Below are 18,600 nucleotides of genomic sequence, written 5' to 3'. Positions count from 1 at the left end.
GACTCCGGGATCATCGTAGGCGGCGATCCGCCTACCGAGCCCGGGCCTTAGCATGATCGAACGTACAGCTGATCGTGGACGCCGGAAAAACCGGTGATGACGACGCAGAACGGCACGGAACGTTACAGGGGGACCCATTCATGCCGTCCGACGAGGCGCCGATCCCAGAGACACCGGCCGCCCCGCGGCCGGACCCGTGGACACCGCCACAGGACCGGGTCCCGGCACCGGCGCGGACGGTGGCCGACGGTGCCGCACTGCCGAGGGTGGCCGACGCCGTTCCCGCGTCGGCCGGGTCGAACGCCGCCTCGCAGCCCGAGGGCGTGATGCCGGCCCCGAAGGTGGCGCTGAACAAGCCGACCGCGCCGACGGGGTCCGCGCCGTCCCCTCCCTCGGTGCACGACCAGATGACGGTCGCGTCCATGCCTGGTGTGGATGCGACCGGTCCGATACCGGCCGGCGTCGGCGGGCCGGTCTCTCCCCAGGCCCCCGCGACCCCGCAGTCCTGGGCCGGCCCCGGCACGTTCGCACCGCCGGGCGGCCCGCAGTCCACCATGTCCTCCACCTCCGCGCCCGACCCGTTCGCCCCGCCCGCGCCCTACACGTCCTACCCGCCACCGGTGGCCGGCGTTCCCCACGTCGCCCCCACCCCCGGCGCCGCCGTACCGCCCCCGCCCATCAGCCCCGACGGGCCCGGGCAGGTGCCGTACGGCTACCCGCAGTACCCGGCGTACCAGGGCGTTCCCGCCCACCCCGGTGTCGGCTACCCGGCCCCCGGCGTCGGCTACCCCGCCCCGGGAGCGGGCTACGCCTGGCCCGTGATGGCGCCGCCGCCGAGCAACGGGATGGGAATCGCGGCGATGGTGCTCGGTATCTGCGCCGCCGTGCTGTTCTGCCTGTGGCCGCTGGCGATTCTGCTCGGAGTGATGGCCGTGGTCTTCGGATGCGTCGGCCGGGCCAAGGTCCGCCGCGGCGAGGCGACGAACCCGGGGCACGCCCTGGCCGGGATCATCTGCGGAGTGGTCGGCATCCTGCTCGGCATCGGCTTCATCGTCCTGATCATCGTGGCGCCCGGCAGCGACGGCTACGACTCCGACCCCTCCGACGACGGCTACTCCACGTCGCTGTCCCTGATGCTGCCGCCGGGAGACAGCGGCGTGTAGCGCCCCGGCAGGGGCGCGGCCGCAGACGCCTTACCCGCAGGCCTCCCACCCTCAGGCGCCTCACCCGCAGAGGGCGCGCCAGGTTTCCAGCGGAGCGCTCAGGCGTCGACCCCGCTCAGCAGTCTCTCCCGGGCAGCCATCAGCGCGAAGCCCAACAGGTTGGGGCCCCGCCACCGCGCGGGGTCCATGGCGCGCTCGTCGTCCGCCGCGAGACCGATGCCCCAGACGCGATCAAGGGGGCTGGCTTCGACGAGTACGCGGTTGCCCGTGCCCAGGAGGAACATCCGCAGGTCCGTGTGGGCGGCGAACTTGTGGAAGCTGCCCTCGGCGACGATCGCGAAGCGCTCCCGCTGCCACACGGCGTCGTCGAAGCCGCGGACGAGCCGCCCGATCTTCTTCGCCTGCGCGGGGCTCGAAGCGGCCACGGACTTGCGCTCCGCCTCGGTGTCCCCGAACAGCCGGGCCTTCGACGCCATCATCCAGTGCTCGGCCGTCGCGTACTCCACCCCGTCCACCGTGAACGGTGACGGCCACCACTGGCTCAGACAGCTCGCGCCGATCCGCCCGTCGGGCCGTGGGCGGTGTCCCCAGAAGTGCAGGTACTTGACCCTTGCCCCCGCGCGGACCGCTTCCGTCAGCGTGTCCCAAGAATCGATCTTCTCCATGTCGACGAGTCTGGCAGCCACCACTGACAATCCGTCCTTGATTTTCCGTCCTGACTCGACACCTGGTCGACAGATTCCGTCGCGTAACCAAAAGGCAACAACGGAATCACTTGTTGGTGTCCCATGGCTCTGTCAGGATCGGCACTCAAATCGAGCTGGAGCTACGCCACCCGCCCCTCGGGGACAGAGGGGGCACCGGCGGAGGAGAGCGACATGCAGAACCCGGGCACCGCCACCCCGGACCGATTCCCCGCACACGACCGCTTCGCGGCCGGCGCGCAGTACATCGCAGGCCGCCTGACGAAGGGCACATCGGGGCGTACCCACGCGGTCGTCGACCCCGCGACGGGCGACGAGGTCCTCACCTACGAACTGGCCGGCACCGACGACGTGGACGCGGCCGTCGCCGCCGCCCGCGCGGCGTTCCCCGGCTGGGCCTCCACCACACCCGGTGAGCGGTCGGACGCGCTGCACCGCCTGGCCGCCGTCCTGGCCGACCGGGCGGAGGAGTTCGCGCGGGCCGAGTCCCTGCAGTGCGGGAAGCCGCTCAAGCTGACGCGCGAGTTCGACGTGCCCGGCACCATCGACAACACCGCGTTCTTCGCGGGCGCCGCCCGGCACCTGCAGGGCCAGTCGGCCGGCGAGTACTCCGGCGACCACACCTCGTACGTACGCCGCGAGCCCATCGGAGTGGTGGGTTCCGTCGCGCCCTGGAACTACCCGCTCCAGATGGCCGCCTGGAAAATCCTCCCGGCGGTCGCCGCGGGCAACACGATCGTCCTGAAGCCCGCCGAGCTGACCCCGCTCACCTCGCTGCTGTTCGCGCAGGCCGCCAAGGACGCCGGAATCCCCGCCGGCGTGATCAACATCGTCACCGGGACGGGCAAGGAGGCCGGGGAGCACCTCGTCGGGCATCCCGACGTGGTCATGACCTCCTTCACCGGGTCCACGGCGGTCGGGAAGCGTGTGGCCGAGATCGCCACGGCCACCGTCAAACGCATCCATCTGGAGCTGGGCGGCAAGGCCCCGTTCGTGGTCTTCGACGACGCCGACCTGGAGGCCGCGGCCAACGGCGCGGTCGCGGGCGCCCTCATCAACACCGGCCAGGACTGCACGGCCGCCACGCGCGCGTACGTGCAAAGGCCCCTTTACGAGGAGTTCGTCGCACGGACGGCCGCCCTCATGGAGACCGTCCGGCTCGGCGACCCCTTCGCCCCGGGCACGGACCTCGGTCCGCTGATCTCGCACGTCCAGCGTGACCGTGTCGCCGGGTTCGTCGAGCGGGCACGCGCGTACGCGCGCGTGGTCACCGGTGGCGAGGCACCCCAGGGAGAGCTGAAGGACGGCGCGTACTACCGGCCGACGCTCGTCGCGGACGCGGCCCAGGACAGTGAGATCGTCCAGTCGGAGATCTTCGGGCCGGTGCTGGTGGTCCTGCCCTTCGACAGCGACGACGAGGGCATCCGGCTGGCGAACGACACCCCGTACGGGCTCGCCGCCTCCGCCTGGAGCCGGGACGTGTACCGGGCGGGCCGCGCCACACGGGAGATCAAGGCCGGGTGTGTGTGGGTCAACGACCACATCCCGATCATCAGCGAGATGCCGCACGGCGGCTACAAGGCGTCCGGCTTCGGCAAGGACATGTCCGTGTACTCGTTCGAGGAGTACACCCAGGTCAAACACGTCATGTTCGACAATACGGCGATCGCCAGGAAGGACTGGCACCGCACGATCTTCGGGGACCGCTAGCCAGTCCGGGGACCGGTCGCCCGACCCCCGGCCGGTCCTCGCCCACCCTCCCGAAAGGGCACCTCCGAAAGGGCATCACGCGCATGGAGCAGTACGAGCCCGACCGCCTGTCCCAGGCCCAGGCGGCCGCCGTGCGGCGCAGCCTCACGGGCGGCAGGGCCGCCCTCAGCCGCCGTTCGCTGCTGCGCGCCACGACCGGCGGCGCACTGGCGATAGGCGGGCTCGGCGCGCTGAGCGCCTGCGGCATCCCCGGGGCGAAGAACACCTCGGCCGTCTCGTCCGAGGACCACTCGGCCAAGGAGAAGGAGGTCCACTTCTCCAACTGGACCGATTACATGGACATCGACGACACCGGCAAGCGCCATCCCAGCCTGGACCAGTTCACGCGACGCACCGGCATCAAGGTCGAGTACACCGAGGACATCAACGACAACGTCGAATTCTTCGGCAAGATCAAACCGCAGCTCGCCGCGGGGCAGGGCACCGGTCGCGACCTCATATGCGTCACCGACTGGCTCGCCGCCCGGCTGATCCGCTTCGGGTGGGTCCAGAAACTGGACGCCGCGAATCTGCCGCACGCCTACACGAACCTCTCCGACCAGTTCCGCAACCCCGACTGGGACCCGGGCCGGGCGTACTCCTACCCCTGGCAGGGCATCTCGACCGTCATCGCCTACAACAAGAAGGCGCTCGACGGCGAGGAGGTCAAGTCCGTCTCCGACATGCTCGACAACCCGAAGCTCAAGGGCCGGATCGGGTTCCTCTCCGAGATGCGCGACAGCATCGGGATGACGCTGCTGGACATGGGCAAGGATCCGGCAAAGTTCACCGACGACGACTACGACGCGGCGATCGCCCGCCTCCAGAAGGCCGTCGACAACGGCCAGATCCGCCGCTTCACCGGCAACGACTACATCTCGGACATCAGCACGGGCGACCTCGCGGCCTGTATCGCCTGGGCCGGTGACGTGGTCCAGCTCAAGGCCGACAGCCCGGACGTCGACTTCGTCATCCCCGACAGCGGTTACATGACCTCGACGGACAACCTGCTGATCCCGAACAGGGCCCGGCACAAGACCAACGCCGAACGGCTCATCGACTACTACTACGAGCCGAAGCCGGCCGCCGAACTCGCCGCGTTCATCAACTACGTGTGCCCCGTCGACGGCGTGAGGGCCGAGCTGGCCAAGATCGACCCGGACGCGGCGAACAACCCGCTGATCATTCCCGACGCGGCCATGGCAGCCAAGTCCCACGCTTTCCGCTCCCTCAGCCAGAAGGAAGAGACGGCGTACGAAGAGAAGTTCGCGAAGCTGACAGGGGCGTGACGAGGACGATGACCAGCAACAAGACCAGCAACAACGGCCCGGACGACGGCAGCGGTGACGTCCGCCTCTCCGGCATCGGCAAGACCTACGGCTCCTTCACCGCCGTGCACCCGCTCGACCTGACCGTGCCGGAAGGTTCCTTCTTCGCCCTCCTCGGAGCGTCGGGCTGTGGCAAGACGACGACCCTGCGCATGATCGCCGGCCTGGAGGAACCTTCCTGCGGAAGTGTCCGGCTCGGCGACCAGGACGTGACCAACCTGCCCCCGTACAAGCGGCCGGTGAACACGGTCTTCCAGTCGTACGCCCTCTTCCCACATCTCGACATCTTCGAGAACGTGGCCTTCGGTCTGCGTCGCCGCGGCGTCAAGGGTGTGAAGAAGCAGGTCGAGGAGATGCTGGAGCTGGTCCAGCTCGGCGAGCAGGCCCGCAAGAAGCCGCACCAGCTCTCCGGCGGCCAGCAGCAGCGCGTCGCCGTGGCCCGCGCGCTCATCAACCACCCGAAGGTGCTCCTCCTCGACGAGCCGCTCGGTGCCCTCGACCTCAAGCTGCGCCGCCAGATGCAGTTGGAGCTGAAGCGGATCCAGACCGAGGTCGGCATCACGTTCATCCATGTCACGCACGACCAGGAGGAGGCCATGACCATGGCCGACACGGTCGCGGTGATGAACGGCGGCAGAGTCGAGCAACTCGGCGCACCCGCCGACCTGTACGAGAACCCGCGCACCACCTTCGTCGCCAACTTCCTCGGCACCTCCAACCTCATCGAGGCCGAGGTCGACTCCCGGAGCGGCGACGAGATCGTGCTGAAGACGGGCGCCGACCAACTCGTCCTCCCCGAGGCGCGGTGTTCCGCGCCCGCCGCGACCGGCGGCAAGGTGCTGGTCGGGGTACGCCCGGAGAAGATCACCCTCACGCACGCGGACGACGCCGGGGAGATCCCGGTCGGCCGCAACCGCGTCACCGGCAGGATCGCCGCCACCAGCTTCATCGGCGTCTCCACGCAGTACGTGATCGACAGCCCCGTCTGCCCCGCCTTCGAGGTGTACGCGCAGAACATCGACCGTGACGCCCGGCTCGTGCCCGGCGCCGACGTCGTCCTGCACTGGAACCCCGCGCACACGTTCGGCCTGGACGCCGCCCAGGACATCGACGCGGGCGTCGACGAAGGGGCGGCCGTCTGATGTCGACCCTCACCGAAGTCGAGGCACCACCGCCTCTCGCTCCCGTGCCGACGGCGAAGCGGCCCCGCAAGCGAGGCCGCTGGACGCCGTACCTGCTGCTCGCGCCCGGCCTCGTCTGGCTGCTGGTCTTCTTCGCGATGCCGATGGTCTACCAGGCCTCCACGTCCGTGCAGACGGGCTCCCTGGAGGACGGCTACCAGGTCACCTGGCACTTCGCGACCTACTGGGACGCGCTGAGCGAGTACTACCCGCAGTTCCTGCGCTCGGTCCTCTACGCGGGCTCGGCGACGATCCTGTGCCTGCTCCTGGGCTACCCGCTGGCCTACCTGATCGCGTTCCGGGCCGGCCGATGGCGCAACCTGATCCTGATCCTGGTGATCGCCCCGTTCTTCACCAGTTTCCTGATCCGCACCCTCGCCTGGAAGACGATCCTGTCGGACGGCGGCCCGGTCGTCGGCGCCCTCAACACCCTGCACGTCCTGGACGTCACCAGCTGGCTCGGCCTCACCGCCGGCGACCGGGTGCTGGCCACACCGCTCGCGGTGGTCTGCGGCCTCACCTACAACTTCCTGCCGTTCATGATCCTGCCGCTCTACACCTCGCTGGAGCGCATCGACGGGCGGCTGCACGAGGCCGCCGGCGACCTCTACGCCAAGCCGTTCACCACCTTCCGCAAGGTCACCTTCCCGCTCTCCATGCCGGGCGTCGTCTCCGGCACGCTGCTGACCTTCATCCCGGCCGGCGGCGACTACGTGAACGCCGAACTCCTCGGCTCCACCAACACCCAGATGATCGGCAACGTCATCCAGAGCCAGTTCCTACGGATCCTCGACTATCCGACGGCCGCGGCCCTCTCGTTCATTCTCATGGCCGCGATTCTCCTCATGGTCACGGTCTACATCCGTAAGTCGGGGACGGAGGATCTGGTCTAAATGGAAACGCGACAGAGTCACAGACTCGGCACCGGCGTCAACTGGCTCAAGCACCGTCTCGTCGTCATCGCGGGACTGCTGACCCTCGGATATCTGCTTCTCCCGAACGTGGTCGTCACGGTCTTCTCCTTCAACCAGCCGAAGGGCCGCTTCAACTACGACTGGCAGGAATTCTCCACCGCCGCCTGGACCGACCCGTGCGGCGTCGCCGACCTCTGCGGCTCGCTCTCGCTCAGCCTCCAGCTGGCCGCCTGGGCCACCCTCGGCGCGACCGCCCTCGGCACCATGATCGCCTTCGCGCTGGTCCGCTACCGCTTCCGCGCACGCGGCGCCGTCAACTCACTGATCTTCCTCCCGATGGCGATGCCCGAGGTCGTGATGGCCGCCTCCCTGCTCACGCTCTTCCTCAACATGGGCGCACAGCTGGGATTCTGGACGATCCTCATCGCCCACATCATGTTCTGCCTCAGCTTCGTCGTCGTCGCCGTCAAAGCACGCGTGATGTCGATGGACCCCAGGCTGGAGGAAGCCGCGCGCGACCTGTACGCGGGACCCGTCCAGACCTTCGTCCGGGTCACCCTGCCCATCGCCGCCCCCGGCATCGCGGCGGGCGCGCTGCTCGCCTTCGCGCTCTCCTTCGACGATTTCATCATCACCAATTTCAACGCGGGCTCGACCGTCACCTTCCCCATGTTCGTCTGGGGCTCGGCACAACGCGGCACACCCGTCCAGATCAATGTCATCGGTACGGCCATGTTCCTTGTCGCCGTACTGTTCGTGATGGCGGGAATGCTCATCGGAAACCGTAAGAAGAAGCACAAGGCATAAGCCCCTGTCGACTCTGTAGGGAGTTGGAATCATGGCCCCAAGCGCCATGAACCGTTGGACAAAGTCACTCGCCGACGCACAGCCGGAGCCGTACTGGCTCGAAGATTCCGGCAAGCCCCACCCCGAGCCCGCGCTCACCGGCTCCGAGAGCTGCGACCTGCTGGTCGTCGGCGGTGGCTACAGCGGGCTGTGGACCGCGCTGATCGCCAAGGAGCGCGACCCGGGGCGGGATGTCGTCCTGCTGGAAGGCCGTGAGGTGGGCTGGGCCGCCTCCGGCCGCAACGGCGGCTTCTGCGCCGCCTCGATCACCCACGGGCTGGCCAACGGCCTCGCCCGCTGGCCCGACGAGATCCACAAGCTGGAGGAACTGGGCGCCCGCAACCTCGACGAGATCGAGGCGGCGGTCGCCCGCCACGGCCTGGACTGCGACTTCGAACGCGCCGGCGAGATCGACGTGGCCACCGAGCCGTACCAGGCCCGGGAACTGCGCGACTGGTACGACGAGATCGTCGGCAAGGGCCTCGCCGACGGCATCGAGTTCCTGGACGCCGACGCCGTCCGCGACCAGGTCGCCTCCCCCACCTTCCAGGCGGGCCTGCACGACCGCCGGGGCGTCGCCATGCTGCACCCCGCCAAACTCGCCTGGGGCCTCAAGCGGGCCTGCCTGAACCTCGGCGTCCGCGTCTACGAGCACACCCCCGCGCTCAACCTGAAGAACCACGGCGTCGGCATGGCCGTCCGCACCCCCTACGGCCAGGTCCGTACCCGGCAGGTGGCGCTCGGCACGAACATCTTCCCCAGCCTGGTCAAGCGTGTCCGCGCGTACACCGTCCCCGTCTACGACTACGCCCTGATGACCGAGCCGCTGACCGCCGACCAGCTGGCGTCGATCGGCTGGAAGAACCGGCAGGGGCTCGGGGACTCGGCCAACCAGTTCCACTACTTCCGGCTCAGCGCCGACAACCGGATCCTCTGGGGCGGCTACGACGCGGTGTACCAGTACGGCGGCCGAGTGCGCGCCGAGTACGACGACCGGCCGGAGACGTACGCCAAGCTCGCCGGGCACTTCTTCACCTGCTTCCCGCAGCTGGAGGGGGTCCGCTTCACCCACGCCTGGGGCGGCGCGATCGACACCTGCTCCCGCTTCTCGGCCTTCTTCGGCACCGCCCACCAGGGCAGAGTCGCCTACGCGGCCGGCTACACGGGGCTGGGCGTGGGCGCCACCCGGTTCGGCGCCGACGTCATGCTGGACCTGCTCGCGGGCGAGCGCACCGAGCGCACCGAACTGGAGATGGTCCGCAGGAAGCCGCTGCCGTTCCCGCCGGAGCCCTTCGCCTGGACCGGTATCACCCTCACCAAGTGGTCCCTGGCCCGCGCCGACTCCCACGCAGGCCGCCGCAACCTGTGGCTGAAGGCCATGGACCGGCTGGGGCTGGGCTTCGACAGCTGACGGAGCGGGAGCGCCGAGGGCGTGAAGGCGCGCACGTGATCAACAGGCGTACGCCTGTTGGGTGGGTTACCTCATTCACCACCAAGAGGTGGTCGGAACCCGCGTAATGCCCGGCCAAAACCTCTGTCTGTGCTCCTGACGCGAAACCGCGTCCGGCGGAGCTCTGGAGAGAGGAAGGTCCCTGTCATGACTGGGGCCAAGACGGCGGCCGAGTGGCTGGCATCCGTATCACCGGATCCCGAGGCCTGCCGCTGGGAGTGGGAGCGCAACCGTTCCTGTGGACTGAGCGGGGGTGAGTCCGTTCAGCCGCGCGCCCCGAACGGTCTTGGGCGAGCTGGTCCCCGGCGTTCTCGGCCCCGGGTGGCGACGCGCATCCTGTGCGTGGTCCGGGCCCGGGAGGCCCCCGCGGCCGGAGGCCGCTGACGGACACAGCCCTGCGCGACCTGGCCATGTGGGTACGGCCAAGGCGACGGGGAGGCCCTGAACCATCCTCTCGTGGAGCAGGGGCCCCGCACGCCGACGCCGTACCCGGTGTCCCAGGTCGCACGATCACGTCAGCCGATCAGCCGATCAGCCCAGGGCACCGCAAGCCCACAAGCGGACGATCACACGATCGAGCTAACTCGGCCTTGTGCGCACTCCTTGGTGAGCAGTTCCAACCCCCTGGGGGTCGCCCTGCTTCCGGCGGGCAGGGCCTGGGACGTGTTGATCCTGCCGAACGCACTCGGCTATCCCACGCTGGATGTCCTGACCCGTCGACCGAGAACCTCACCCCGCAGGACGACGACGCACCCGGAACCACAGCGAGGAGAGCAGCGTCGCGCACACGCACCAGCTCGCCACCACGTCGAGCGGCCAGTGGTAGCCCTGGCGCACCAGGCCGAAGCCGACCCCGATGTTCAGGACGACCGCGAGGACGACGACCGCGCGGCGCGCGGGGGCGCCGCGCAGCCAGGGCAGCAGGAGCAGGACGGCACCGCCGTACGCGACGGAGGCGGTCGCGGTGTGGCCGGAGGGGTAGAAACCCGTCCCGGGGCCCATGACCGGCGGGCCCGACCGGGCGATGAGCTCCTTCAACGGGATCACCCAGAGCGGTACGGCGGCCATGAGGAGCGCCGCCGCGGCGGAGGGCCGCCACCAGTGGTCCCTACCGGTGGCACGCGTACGCCACGCGACGTACAGGAGCACGAGGGCGAGGACCGGGACGGCGACTGTGATGTTGCCGAGGTCGGCGAGGAACCGGGTGGGGGCGCCCCGGTGGACGAGGGCGTCGCTGACGCTTTCGTCCGCGCGGGCCAGGGGGCCGTGCGCGAGGACCTGCCAGGTGATCAGGGCGAAGAGAAGGGCCGGGGCGCCGAGAAGGAGGAGGGCGGCGCGGCGGCCCGAGGGGGTGGACGGCCACCCCCGAACAGGGGGGGTGGTTCGGGGGTGGCCGTCCGGATCGGTGTGCCGCACGCCCCGGGGGGTTTGGGGCGGGCGGCCATCCGATCGGTGAGGAGATCCGGAGCCGGAAGCTCCGGGTGTGTGCGCGAGGGCACGACCAGGGCGAAGCTGGGGAGGCCCCGACCCGGTGTCACCCACAGTCCCCTGTGGGCGGGGTGTATCTCTCATCTGCATCAGAACCTACGACAGGGAACGCGGTGACGACAGCCGGAATCGCGACCCGCCATGCACCTTGCACACCTTCTTCACGTGCTCTGACGCTTGTCCACAGGGACCGGAATCCGGGATCGGATTCCGGTTCCGGGAAGCGTGGGACGTCGGAGGCGGGTGGGAGTTCCGTATGCGAGCGCCCCGCGAAGAGGGGTGCTCGGCACCGTGCGTCGTGTGTCAGACCCGGGTGAACGCCTGCTCGATGATGTCGAGGCCCTCGCTCAGGAGGTCCTCGCCGATGACGAGCGGCGGCAGGAAGCGGAGCACGTTGCCGTAGGTGCCACAGGTCAGGACCAGCAGGCCCTCCTGGTGGCAGGCCTTCGCCAGCGCGGCGGTCACCTCCGGGTTCGGCTCCTTCGTCGTACGGTCCTTGACCAGTTCGATGGCGATCATGGCGCCGCGGCCGCGGATGTCGCCGATGACGTCGAACTTTTCGGCCATGGCGGTGAGCCGGGCCTTCATGACCGCCTCGATGCTCTTCGCCCTGGCGTTGAGGTCGAGTTCCTTCATCGTCTCGATCGAGCCGAGGGCGCCCGCGCAGGCGACGGGGTTGCCGCCGTAGGTACCGCCCAGGCCGCCCGCGTGCGCCGCGTCCATGATCTCCGCGCGCCCGGTGACGGCGGCGAGCGGGAGGCCGCCGGCGATGCCCTTGGCGGTGGTGATCAGGTCCGGGACGATGCCCTCGTCCTCGCAGGCGAACCACTGGCCGGTGCGGCAGAAGCCGGACTGGATCTCGTCGGCGACGAAGACGATGCCGTTGTCGGCGGCGAACTCGCTGATCGCGGGCAGGAAACCCTTGGCCGGCTCGATGAAGCCGCCCTCGCCGAGCACCGGCTCGATGATGATCGCGGCCACGTTCTCCGCGCCGACCTGCTTGGAGATCTGGTCGATGGCCTGCGCGGCGGCCTCGGGGCCCGCGTTCTCCGGACCGGTCGGCCAGCGGTAGCCGTACGCCACCGGGACGCGGTACACCTCGGGGGCGAACGGCCCGAAGCCGTGCTTGTACGGCATGTTCTTCGCGGTCAGCGCCATCGTGAGGTTGGTGCGACCGTGGTAGCCGTGGTCGAACACGACCACAGCCTGCCGCCTGGTGTAGGACCGGGCGATCTTCACGGCGTTCTCGACGGCCTCGGCGCCGCTGTTGAACAGCGCGGACTTCTTGGCGTGGTCGCCCGGGGTCAGCTCGGCGAGGGCCTCGGCGACCGCCACGTAGCCCTCGTACGGCGTGACCATGAAACAGGTGTGCGTGAAGTCCTGGAGCTGGGCGGTGGCCCGGCGGACGACGGCCTCGGCGCTGGCGCCGACGCTCGTGACGGCGATGCCCGAGCCGAAGTCGATCAGCCGGTTGCCGTCGACGTCCTCGATGATGCCGCCGCCCGCGCGCGCGGTGAACACCGGCAACACCGACCCGACCCCCGCCGCGACCGCGGCGACACGACGAGCCTGCAGCTCCTGCGACTTCGGTCCGGGGATGGCGGTGACTACGCGGCGCTCCTGGGGAAGCGGCGGAAGGGCGGTCATGGGAGCTCCCTGGTGATCGTGCGTGTGTACGGCATGGGACGTACGGCGGGCGGGTCGGCGCTCGCGCCGAGCCCTGAGGGTGTTTTTCGGACGCTTGCCTTCTTTTCTCGCAGGCTAGGGCGGCGACCGGAGGGTGGGCATGCTCCATGTGGGCGTTGTCGAGGGTTCGTCTTGTCCGCGTTGGACATGGAGCAACGGTGGGCACGGGTCTGCGCCCAGCCGCGTAATACGGTGAGCACTGGGGGCCACCCGGCCGCGTAAACGGTGAACTCCCCTTGCGGGAGCGTTAGATTGGCTCGCTGATGGTGGACGGAACGGCTGGTCAGGGGGCAGGCGCGATGGACAGCGACGGAACGCGGGACGCGCGGGGCACGCACGCACATTCCGTGCCGCGTCCGGCGGGGTCGCCGGAGATGCCGGCGGCACCTCCCCGGCCTCCCCTGCCCGCGGGAGTTCCGGGGGCGCCGCCCAGGCCGGACGGGAACGCCTTCCTGTCCTGGCTGCGGACGCCGCGACCTGACGCCGCGCCCGGCGTGTGGCGGTTCGGGCACCGGCCGCGGCCGGAGGAGGAACCGGAGATCGTCCCCGCCCGGCAACTGCTCGGCGGCGCCCTGATCGCCTTCCTCGTCGGCTGGCTGATCTGGTCCCTGCTCTGGAACGGCTACCTCGGCGGCTGGTGGCTCGTGCCGCTCTTCGCGATGATCCCGGACTCCTGGGCGCCGGCCCACTCGTACTCCGCGGTGGTCCTCAGCTATGTCTGGTACACCGTCGTCGCCCTGACGATCATGATCGGTGTCGGACGGCTCGGCCGCTGGGGTGAGGTCTGGCGCCGGTACGGCGCCCCGCGCTTCCGGCAGCCGCAGCAGCGTCAGGTCGTACCGCCGCCCGAGGACGACCCCGCCCGGTGGAACCAGCTCCGCGAGGCCGGGGCCGTCGAGGCCGCCGAGCGGCTGGTCGTCGAGGCGGGGGCCGGGCTCATGCGGGATGTGGATCATGCGCGGATCACGCGGGCGTGGCAGGGCGTGAAGAGCGGACGGCACAGCCTGGCGACGTTCACCGGCGCGGTGCTGAAGGACGGCGCGGCGGCGTGTCTGCACCCCTCCGGGGAGCGGGACCTGCCCGCCCGGCTCGCCAGGCACGACATGCTCACCGGGCAGGTCCGTCTGGGCGGCACCGTCGACGACCCGCGCAATCCGTACGCCTACCGGGGCACGGGCATCGCCCTGGGCCCCGAACTGCTCGGTACGTCCCTGCTGGCCGTCGGGCCCGCCGGATCGGGCAAGACCGGGAGTGTGGTCTGGCCCGTCGCCGAGTCGCTGTGTCTGCACGCGCTCGCCGGCCGCGCCGCGGTGGTGGTCGTGGGCGCCGCGGGGGCGGGCCTCGGACCGGCCGACGCGTACGACGTCGTGGTGCGGATCGGGAACCCGGAGTCCGTCTACGACCTCGACCTCTACGGGGGGACCACGGACCCCGACGAGGCCGCGGCCGTCCTCGCGGAGGCGCTCGTCGGCGACCTGGCCGACCCGCACCCGGGCGGCGACAGCCGGCGCTCCACCACGGTGCTCGCCCAGTTGCTCGGCCCGTTCCGGGCGGTGCACGGGCGGTTCCCTTCGGTGCCGCAGCTGCGGCAGCTGCTGGACGGCTCGCCCGCACAGCTGGGCGAGCTGCGCACGGCCCTCCAGAACGCCGGGCAGGAGTCGCTGCTGCGGGAACTGGACGCGCGGGAACGCCAGCTGGCGCACCCCGGGGACGTCGGCTCCGTACTGGCCGACCGGGTCGCCCTCCTCGACCGGCCCGCCTTCGCCACGTTCTTCGACACCTCCGGCCAGTCCCGGCCCTTCTCCCTGCGCGCCCTCGACCACCCCGTACGGGTCCGTATCGACCTCCCCGAGCGCGGCCACGCCGACGCCTCGCGCATCCTGGCACGGCTGGTGCTGGCCCAGTTCACCGCGAGCGTCGCCGTACGGGAGGACCGCTCACTGTTCGCCTGCCTCGTGCTGGACGACGCGACCGGCGTAGTCACGCCGGAGGCCGTACGCGGCATCCAGCGGCTGCGTTCGACCAACGCGGGCACGGTCCTCACCCTCCGCACCCTCGACGACGTGCCCCGGCCGCTGCGCGGGCCGCTCCTCGGCGCCACCGGCTGCCGGATGGCGCTGTCCGGGCTCACCCCGTGGGACGGGCAGGACTTCGCCGAAGTCTGGGGCAAGGAGTGGACCGAGGCGCGGGACGTCACCGACCGGCAGATCATCGCCGACTCCCCGGCGGGCAAGGCCTGGCACGCGCTGCGCCGCGCCATCACCGGCCACGCACCCACCGCGCGGGCCGTGACCGTGCGCCAGGTCGAACGGGAACGGTGGTCCGCCTCCGAACTGGCGCACGGAGTCCCGCCGGGCCACGCGGTGCTGTCGCTGACGAACGTGCGGGGCGAGCACGCGCCGCCGTTGCTGGTGGATCTGCGGGGCTGAGCGGGGCGGGCCGGGGGCGGCCGGGCGCCGTTCGGTTCGAGCCATTCGACGTGCGGTGCGTGGGGCCCGTGATCGTACGGTGCGGCAGAATCGGGGCAGGCCGTTCATACGCGGCGGCCAAAAGCCCACGCCGACGTGAAGGTCCCATGCCACCCACGCTCGCCTCGCTCGTCCACCACTCCTCGCTCAAGCTGACCGTGCGGGCGGGCGAGGACCGTCTGGATGTGCCGGTGCGCTGGGCGCACGGCAGTGAACTCGCCGATCCCGTGCCGTACATGGAGGGCGGGGAACTGCTGCTGATCACCGCGCTCAAGCTGGACGCGGAGGATCCGGAGGCGATGCGGCGCTATGTACGGCGTCTGGTGGGCGCCGGGGTCGTCGGGCTCGGCTTCGCCGTCGGGGTGCACTACGAGGACATCCCCGAGGCGCTCGTCGCCGCGGCCGAGAAAGAGGGGCTGCCGCTGCTGGAAGTGCCCCGGCGTACGCCCTTCCTCGCCATCAGCAAGGCGGTCTCGGCCGCCATCGCCGCCGAGCAGTACCAAGCGGTGACGGCGGGGTTCGCCGCGCAGCGCGAACTCACCAGACAGGCGCTGACCGACAGCCCCGAGGGGCTGCTCGGCGCGCTCGCCGCGCAGGTCGACGGATGGGCCGCCCTGTACGACGCCTCCGGTGCGGTCGTCGCGGTGGCGCCGGAGTGGGCGGAGCGGCGGGCCGGACGGCTCACGGCCGACGTCGAACGGCTGCGGGACCGGCCCGCGCCGGCCAGCGCGGTCGTCGGCGGTGAGGACCGCGTCGAACTGCACTCCCTCGGCACCGGGCGCCGGGCTCGTGCCGCCCTCGCCGTCGGCACGGCGGCCGCCCTCGGCACGGCCGAGCGCTACGCCCTCCACTCCGCGATCGCCCTGCTGACGCTCACGACGGAACGGTCACGCGCGTTGCACGCCGCCGAGCAGCGGATCGGTGCGGCGGTGCTGCGCATGCTGCTGGCCGGGGAGTGCGACCACGCGCGCGCCGTCGCCGGGAATCTGTACGGGGAGCTGTTGGACGCGCCGTTCCGGCTGATCCTCGCGGAGTCCGCCTCGGCGTCGGCGGCGCGGGCACGGGTGGAGGGGGCGGCGGCCGCGGGCGGGGGAGCGGCAGGGGCCGGGGCGGGGGCCGCGGGTCCGGCCAGGGCCGGGAACGCCGCCGGGGCCCGGGGGGCGGCCGGCGGGGTGCTCGCCGTCGGCTCGGGTGCTGATCTGCTCGGGCAGCTCGTCGAGGTGCTGGAGGCCGCCGCCGCGCGGGCCGGGGAGGCGGTACTCGTCGTTCCCGACGGGGAGCGGCTCGTGGTGCTCGCCGTGGACGGGGGCGCGGCGGTCGCCGCGTGCGGGGAGTTCGCGGTGGCGTTGGAGGCGTCGCGTGCGGCCGGGCGGGATCCAGGGTCCGCGGCCGCACCCGTCCCCGCTTCCGTGGCCGTCCCCGTCTGCGTCGAGGAGGAGGAACTCGTCGTCGGGCTGTCCGCGCCCGCCGGGCCGATCGCGGCCGCCGGAGCGTACAAGCAGGCCGAGCAGGCGCTGTCCGTGGCCCGGCGGCGTGGGCGGTGTCTCGTCGAGCACGAGGAGCTGGCCGCCGGGTCCGTGCTGCCGCTTCTCGGCGATGACGCGGTGCGTGCCTTCGCCGACAGTCTGCTTCGGCCGCTCCGTGAACACGACGCGACCGGGCGTGGGGATCTCGTCGCCTCGTTGCGGGCGTGGTTGTCTCGGCACGGGCAGTGGGATGCGGCTGCCGCCGACCTGGGGGTTCATCGGCACACCCTGCGCTACCGGATGCGGCGGGTGGAGGAGATCGTGGGGCGCTCGCTGGACGATGCCGATGTGCGGATGGAGCTGTGGCTGGCGCTCAAGGCGACGGCTGCGGCGGGGGAGTAGGGGGCTTTTTCGCCCCCGCCGCCCCTACCCGTCCCATCCTCGAGGGGTGGTGCCCCTTCGACCTCCGGGTGCGGGTCCGTCGTGGTCGCTCGCGCAGTTCCCCGCGCCCCTTGCGGGCCTACGGCCGGCCCACCAGCTCGACCCACCCCTCCAATCCGGCACAACCGCCACCCGCACTCATACGTGCCGGACAAGCGACCCCTCGCCGCCCCGGCCCTACCGTGGAGCCGGAAGCGAAATGTGTTACCCACCGAAGGGCCGGGATCGACTATGACCGCCACCCACGCCTTCTGGCTCGCCGGCCGTCAGGCCACCGGTGAGACCACGTTCGATGTGACGTCGCCCTGGGACGGCCGCCTGGTCGGCAGGGTGAGCGTGCCGACGGACGAGCAGGTCGAGGAGGCCGTGGCCGCCGCGTACGCCGTGCGGGACGCGTTCGCGGCGACGCCGGCGCATGTGCGGGCCGCCGCTCTCGACCACGTCAGCAGGAGTCTTGTCGAGCGGACGGAGGAGATCGCGCAGCTGATCTCCGCCGAGAACGGCAAGCCGATCAAGTGGGCCCGGGGCGAGGTCGGCCGGGCGGTCTCCGTGTTCCGGTTCGCGGCCGAGGAGGCCCGGCGGTTCAACGGCGGCGAGGCGCAGCGGCTCGACACCGACCTGGGCGGACAGGGGCGGCTCGCCCTCACGCGACGCTTCCCCAAGGGCGTCGTCCTCGGTATCGCGCCCTTCAACTTCCCGCTCAACCTCTGCGCCCACAAGATCGCCCCGGCGATCGCGGCCGGGGTGCCGATCATTCTGAAGCCCGCCCCGGCCACCCCCCTCTCCGGTCTGATCATCGGCGACCTGCTCGCCGAGGCCGCGACCGCGCTCCCCGCCGGGTCCTGGAGCATCCTCCCCGTCGCCAACGACCGGATGCCCGCCCTCGTCCAGGACGAGCGGCTGCCCGTGATCTCCTTCACCGGGTCCGAGAAGGTCGGCTACGCGATCATGGACTCGGTGCCGCGCAAGCACTGCACGCTGGAGCTGGGCGGCAACGGCGCGGCGGTCGTGCTCGCCGACTACGCGAGCGACGAGGACCTCGACCGGGCCGCAGGCCGCATCGCGACCTTCTCCAACTACCAGGGCGGCCAGTCCTGCATCTCCGTGCAGCGGGTGATCGCGGACGCGTCCGTGTACGACCGGCTGCTGCCGCGCATCGTCGCCGCGGTCGAGGCGCAGGTGACCGGCGACCCGTCCGACGGCGCGACCGACGTCGGGCCGCTGGTCAACGAGGACGCTGCCAAGCGGGTCGAGACGTGGGTCCAGGAGGCGGTCGACGCCGGGGCCGCGCTTCTCGCCGGCGGCAAGCGCGACGGCGCTTCGTACGCGCCGACCGTCCTCGCCGACGTACCCGCCGATGTGACGATCTCCTGCGAGGAGGTCTTCGGGCCCGTCCTCACCGTGCGGAGGGTGGAGGGCGAGGCCGAGGCCTTCGCCGCCGTCAACGAGTCCAAGTACGGCCTCCAGGCGGGCGTCTTCACCCACGACCTGCAGACCGCCTTCCGCGCCCACCGCGCGCTGGAGGTGGGCGGCGTGGTCATCGGTGACGTGCCGTCCTACCGCGCCGACCAGATGCCGTACGGCGGGGCGAAGCAGTCCGGTGTGGGGCGTGAGGGTGTTCGCTTCGCCATGGACGACTACACCTACGAGCGGGTGATGGTCCTGACGGGGCTTCAGCTCTGAGGCATCGGTGGGATCGCCCCGCCTCACCCCTAG

13 protein-coding genes are annotated in these 18,600 nt (G+C 71.0%); 10 read left to right on the top strand and 3 right to left on the bottom strand.

Features of this window, described 5'->3' with window-relative positions; translation table 11 throughout:
- Positions 1 to 140 precede the first annotated feature (140 nt).
- A complete protein-coding gene (locus tag OG622_RS15150) occupies positions 141 to 1,163 on the top strand; it encodes a DUF4190 domain-containing protein (RefSeq protein ID WP_371576611.1) in 1,023 nt (340 codons plus the stop codon).
- A gap of 98 nt (positions 1,164 to 1,261) precedes the next feature.
- Here the strand turns inward: OG622_RS15150 and OG622_RS15145 are convergent, their stop codons facing one another.
- Positions 1,262 to 1,828 carry an NADAR family protein gene (locus OG622_RS15145; RefSeq protein WP_371584101.1) on the bottom strand — a complete coding sequence of 189 codons (567 nt, stop codon included), beginning with the start codon at positions 1,826 to 1,828 and terminating at the stop codon, positions 1,262 to 1,264.
- 213 nt (positions 1,829 to 2,041) lie between these two features.
- Here OG622_RS15145 and OG622_RS15140 point away from each other — a divergent pair, with 213 nt between their 5' ends.
- From OG622_RS15140 to OG622_RS15115, 6 genes are all read left to right on the top strand, one after another.
- Positions 2,042 to 3,577, top strand: coding sequence for a gamma-aminobutyraldehyde dehydrogenase (locus OG622_RS15140; RefSeq protein ID WP_371576609.1), 1,536 nt, complete (start codon positions 2,042 to 2,044; stop codon positions 3,575 to 3,577).
- 83 nt (positions 3,578 to 3,660) lie between these two features.
- Positions 3,661 to 4,905: a PotD/PotF family extracellular solute-binding protein gene (locus OG622_RS15135; RefSeq protein WP_371576607.1), complete on the top strand. Its 1,245-nt coding sequence runs from the start codon at positions 3,661 to 3,663 to the stop codon at positions 4,903 to 4,905.
- A gap of 8 nt (positions 4,906 to 4,913) precedes the next feature.
- Positions 4,914 to 6,086 carry an ABC transporter ATP-binding protein gene (locus OG622_RS15130; RefSeq protein ID WP_371576605.1) on the top strand — a complete coding sequence of 391 codons (1,173 nt, stop codon included), beginning with the start codon at positions 4,914 to 4,916 and terminating at the stop codon, positions 6,084 to 6,086.
- Positions 6,086 to 7,018, top strand: coding sequence for an ABC transporter permease (locus OG622_RS15125; RefSeq protein WP_371576603.1), 933 nt, complete (start codon positions 6,086 to 6,088; stop codon positions 7,016 to 7,018). The genes OG622_RS15130 and OG622_RS15125 overlap by 1 nt, the downstream gene beginning before the upstream one ends.
- Entirely contained in the window at positions 7,019 to 7,846 is an 828-nt protein-coding gene (locus OG622_RS15120) for an ABC transporter permease (protein ID WP_371576602.1), read from the top strand.
- Between the two features lie 31 nt (positions 7,847 to 7,877).
- Complete coding sequence (locus OG622_RS15115; RefSeq protein ID WP_371576600.1) at positions 7,878 to 9,296, top strand: NAD(P)/FAD-dependent oxidoreductase; 1,419 nt, start codon at positions 7,878 to 7,880, stop codon at positions 9,294 to 9,296.
- Between the two features lie 768 nt (positions 9,297 to 10,064).
- Here OG622_RS15115 and OG622_RS15110 read toward each other — a convergent pair.
- Positions 10,065 to 10,751, bottom strand: a complete 687-nt coding sequence (locus tag OG622_RS15110; RefSeq protein WP_371576598.1) for a phosphatase PAP2 family protein — start codon at positions 10,749 to 10,751, stop codon at positions 10,065 to 10,067.
- Positions 10,752 to 11,126: 375 nt separating this feature from the next.
- Positions 11,127 to 12,470 (bottom strand): 4-aminobutyrate--2-oxoglutarate transaminase, encoded by a 1,344-nt coding sequence (gabT, locus tag OG622_RS15105; RefSeq protein ID WP_371576597.1) that lies wholly within the window; start codon positions 12,468 to 12,470, stop codon positions 11,127 to 11,129.
- Between the two features lie 338 nt (positions 12,471 to 12,808).
- Here gabT and OG622_RS15100 point away from each other — a divergent pair, with 338 nt between their 5' ends.
- From OG622_RS15100 to OG622_RS15090, 3 genes are all read left to right on the top strand, one after another.
- On the top strand, positions 12,809 to 14,938 hold the full coding sequence (locus OG622_RS15100) for an ATP-binding protein (RefSeq protein ID WP_371576595.1): 2,130 nt from the start codon (positions 12,809 to 12,811) through the stop codon (positions 14,936 to 14,938).
- Positions 14,939 to 15,084: 146 nt separating this feature from the next.
- Positions 15,085 to 16,845: a PucR family transcriptional regulator gene (locus OG622_RS15095; RefSeq protein ID WP_371576593.1), complete on the top strand. Its 1,761-nt coding sequence runs from the start codon at positions 15,085 to 15,087 to the stop codon at positions 16,843 to 16,845.
- Positions 16,846 to 17,115: 270 nt separating this feature from the next.
- On the top strand, positions 17,116 to 18,567 hold the full coding sequence (locus tag OG622_RS15090; RefSeq protein ID WP_371576591.1) for an aldehyde dehydrogenase family protein: 1,452 nt from the start codon (positions 17,116 to 17,118) through the stop codon (positions 18,565 to 18,567).
- Positions 18,568 to 18,600 lie beyond the last annotated feature (33 nt).

This window comes from Streptomyces sp. NBC_01314 (assembly GCF_041435215.1).
Classification (GTDB): domain Bacteria; phylum Actinomycetota; class Actinomycetes; order Streptomycetales; family Streptomycetaceae; genus Streptomyces.
This window is presented reverse-complemented; position numbering and strand designations above follow the sequence as displayed.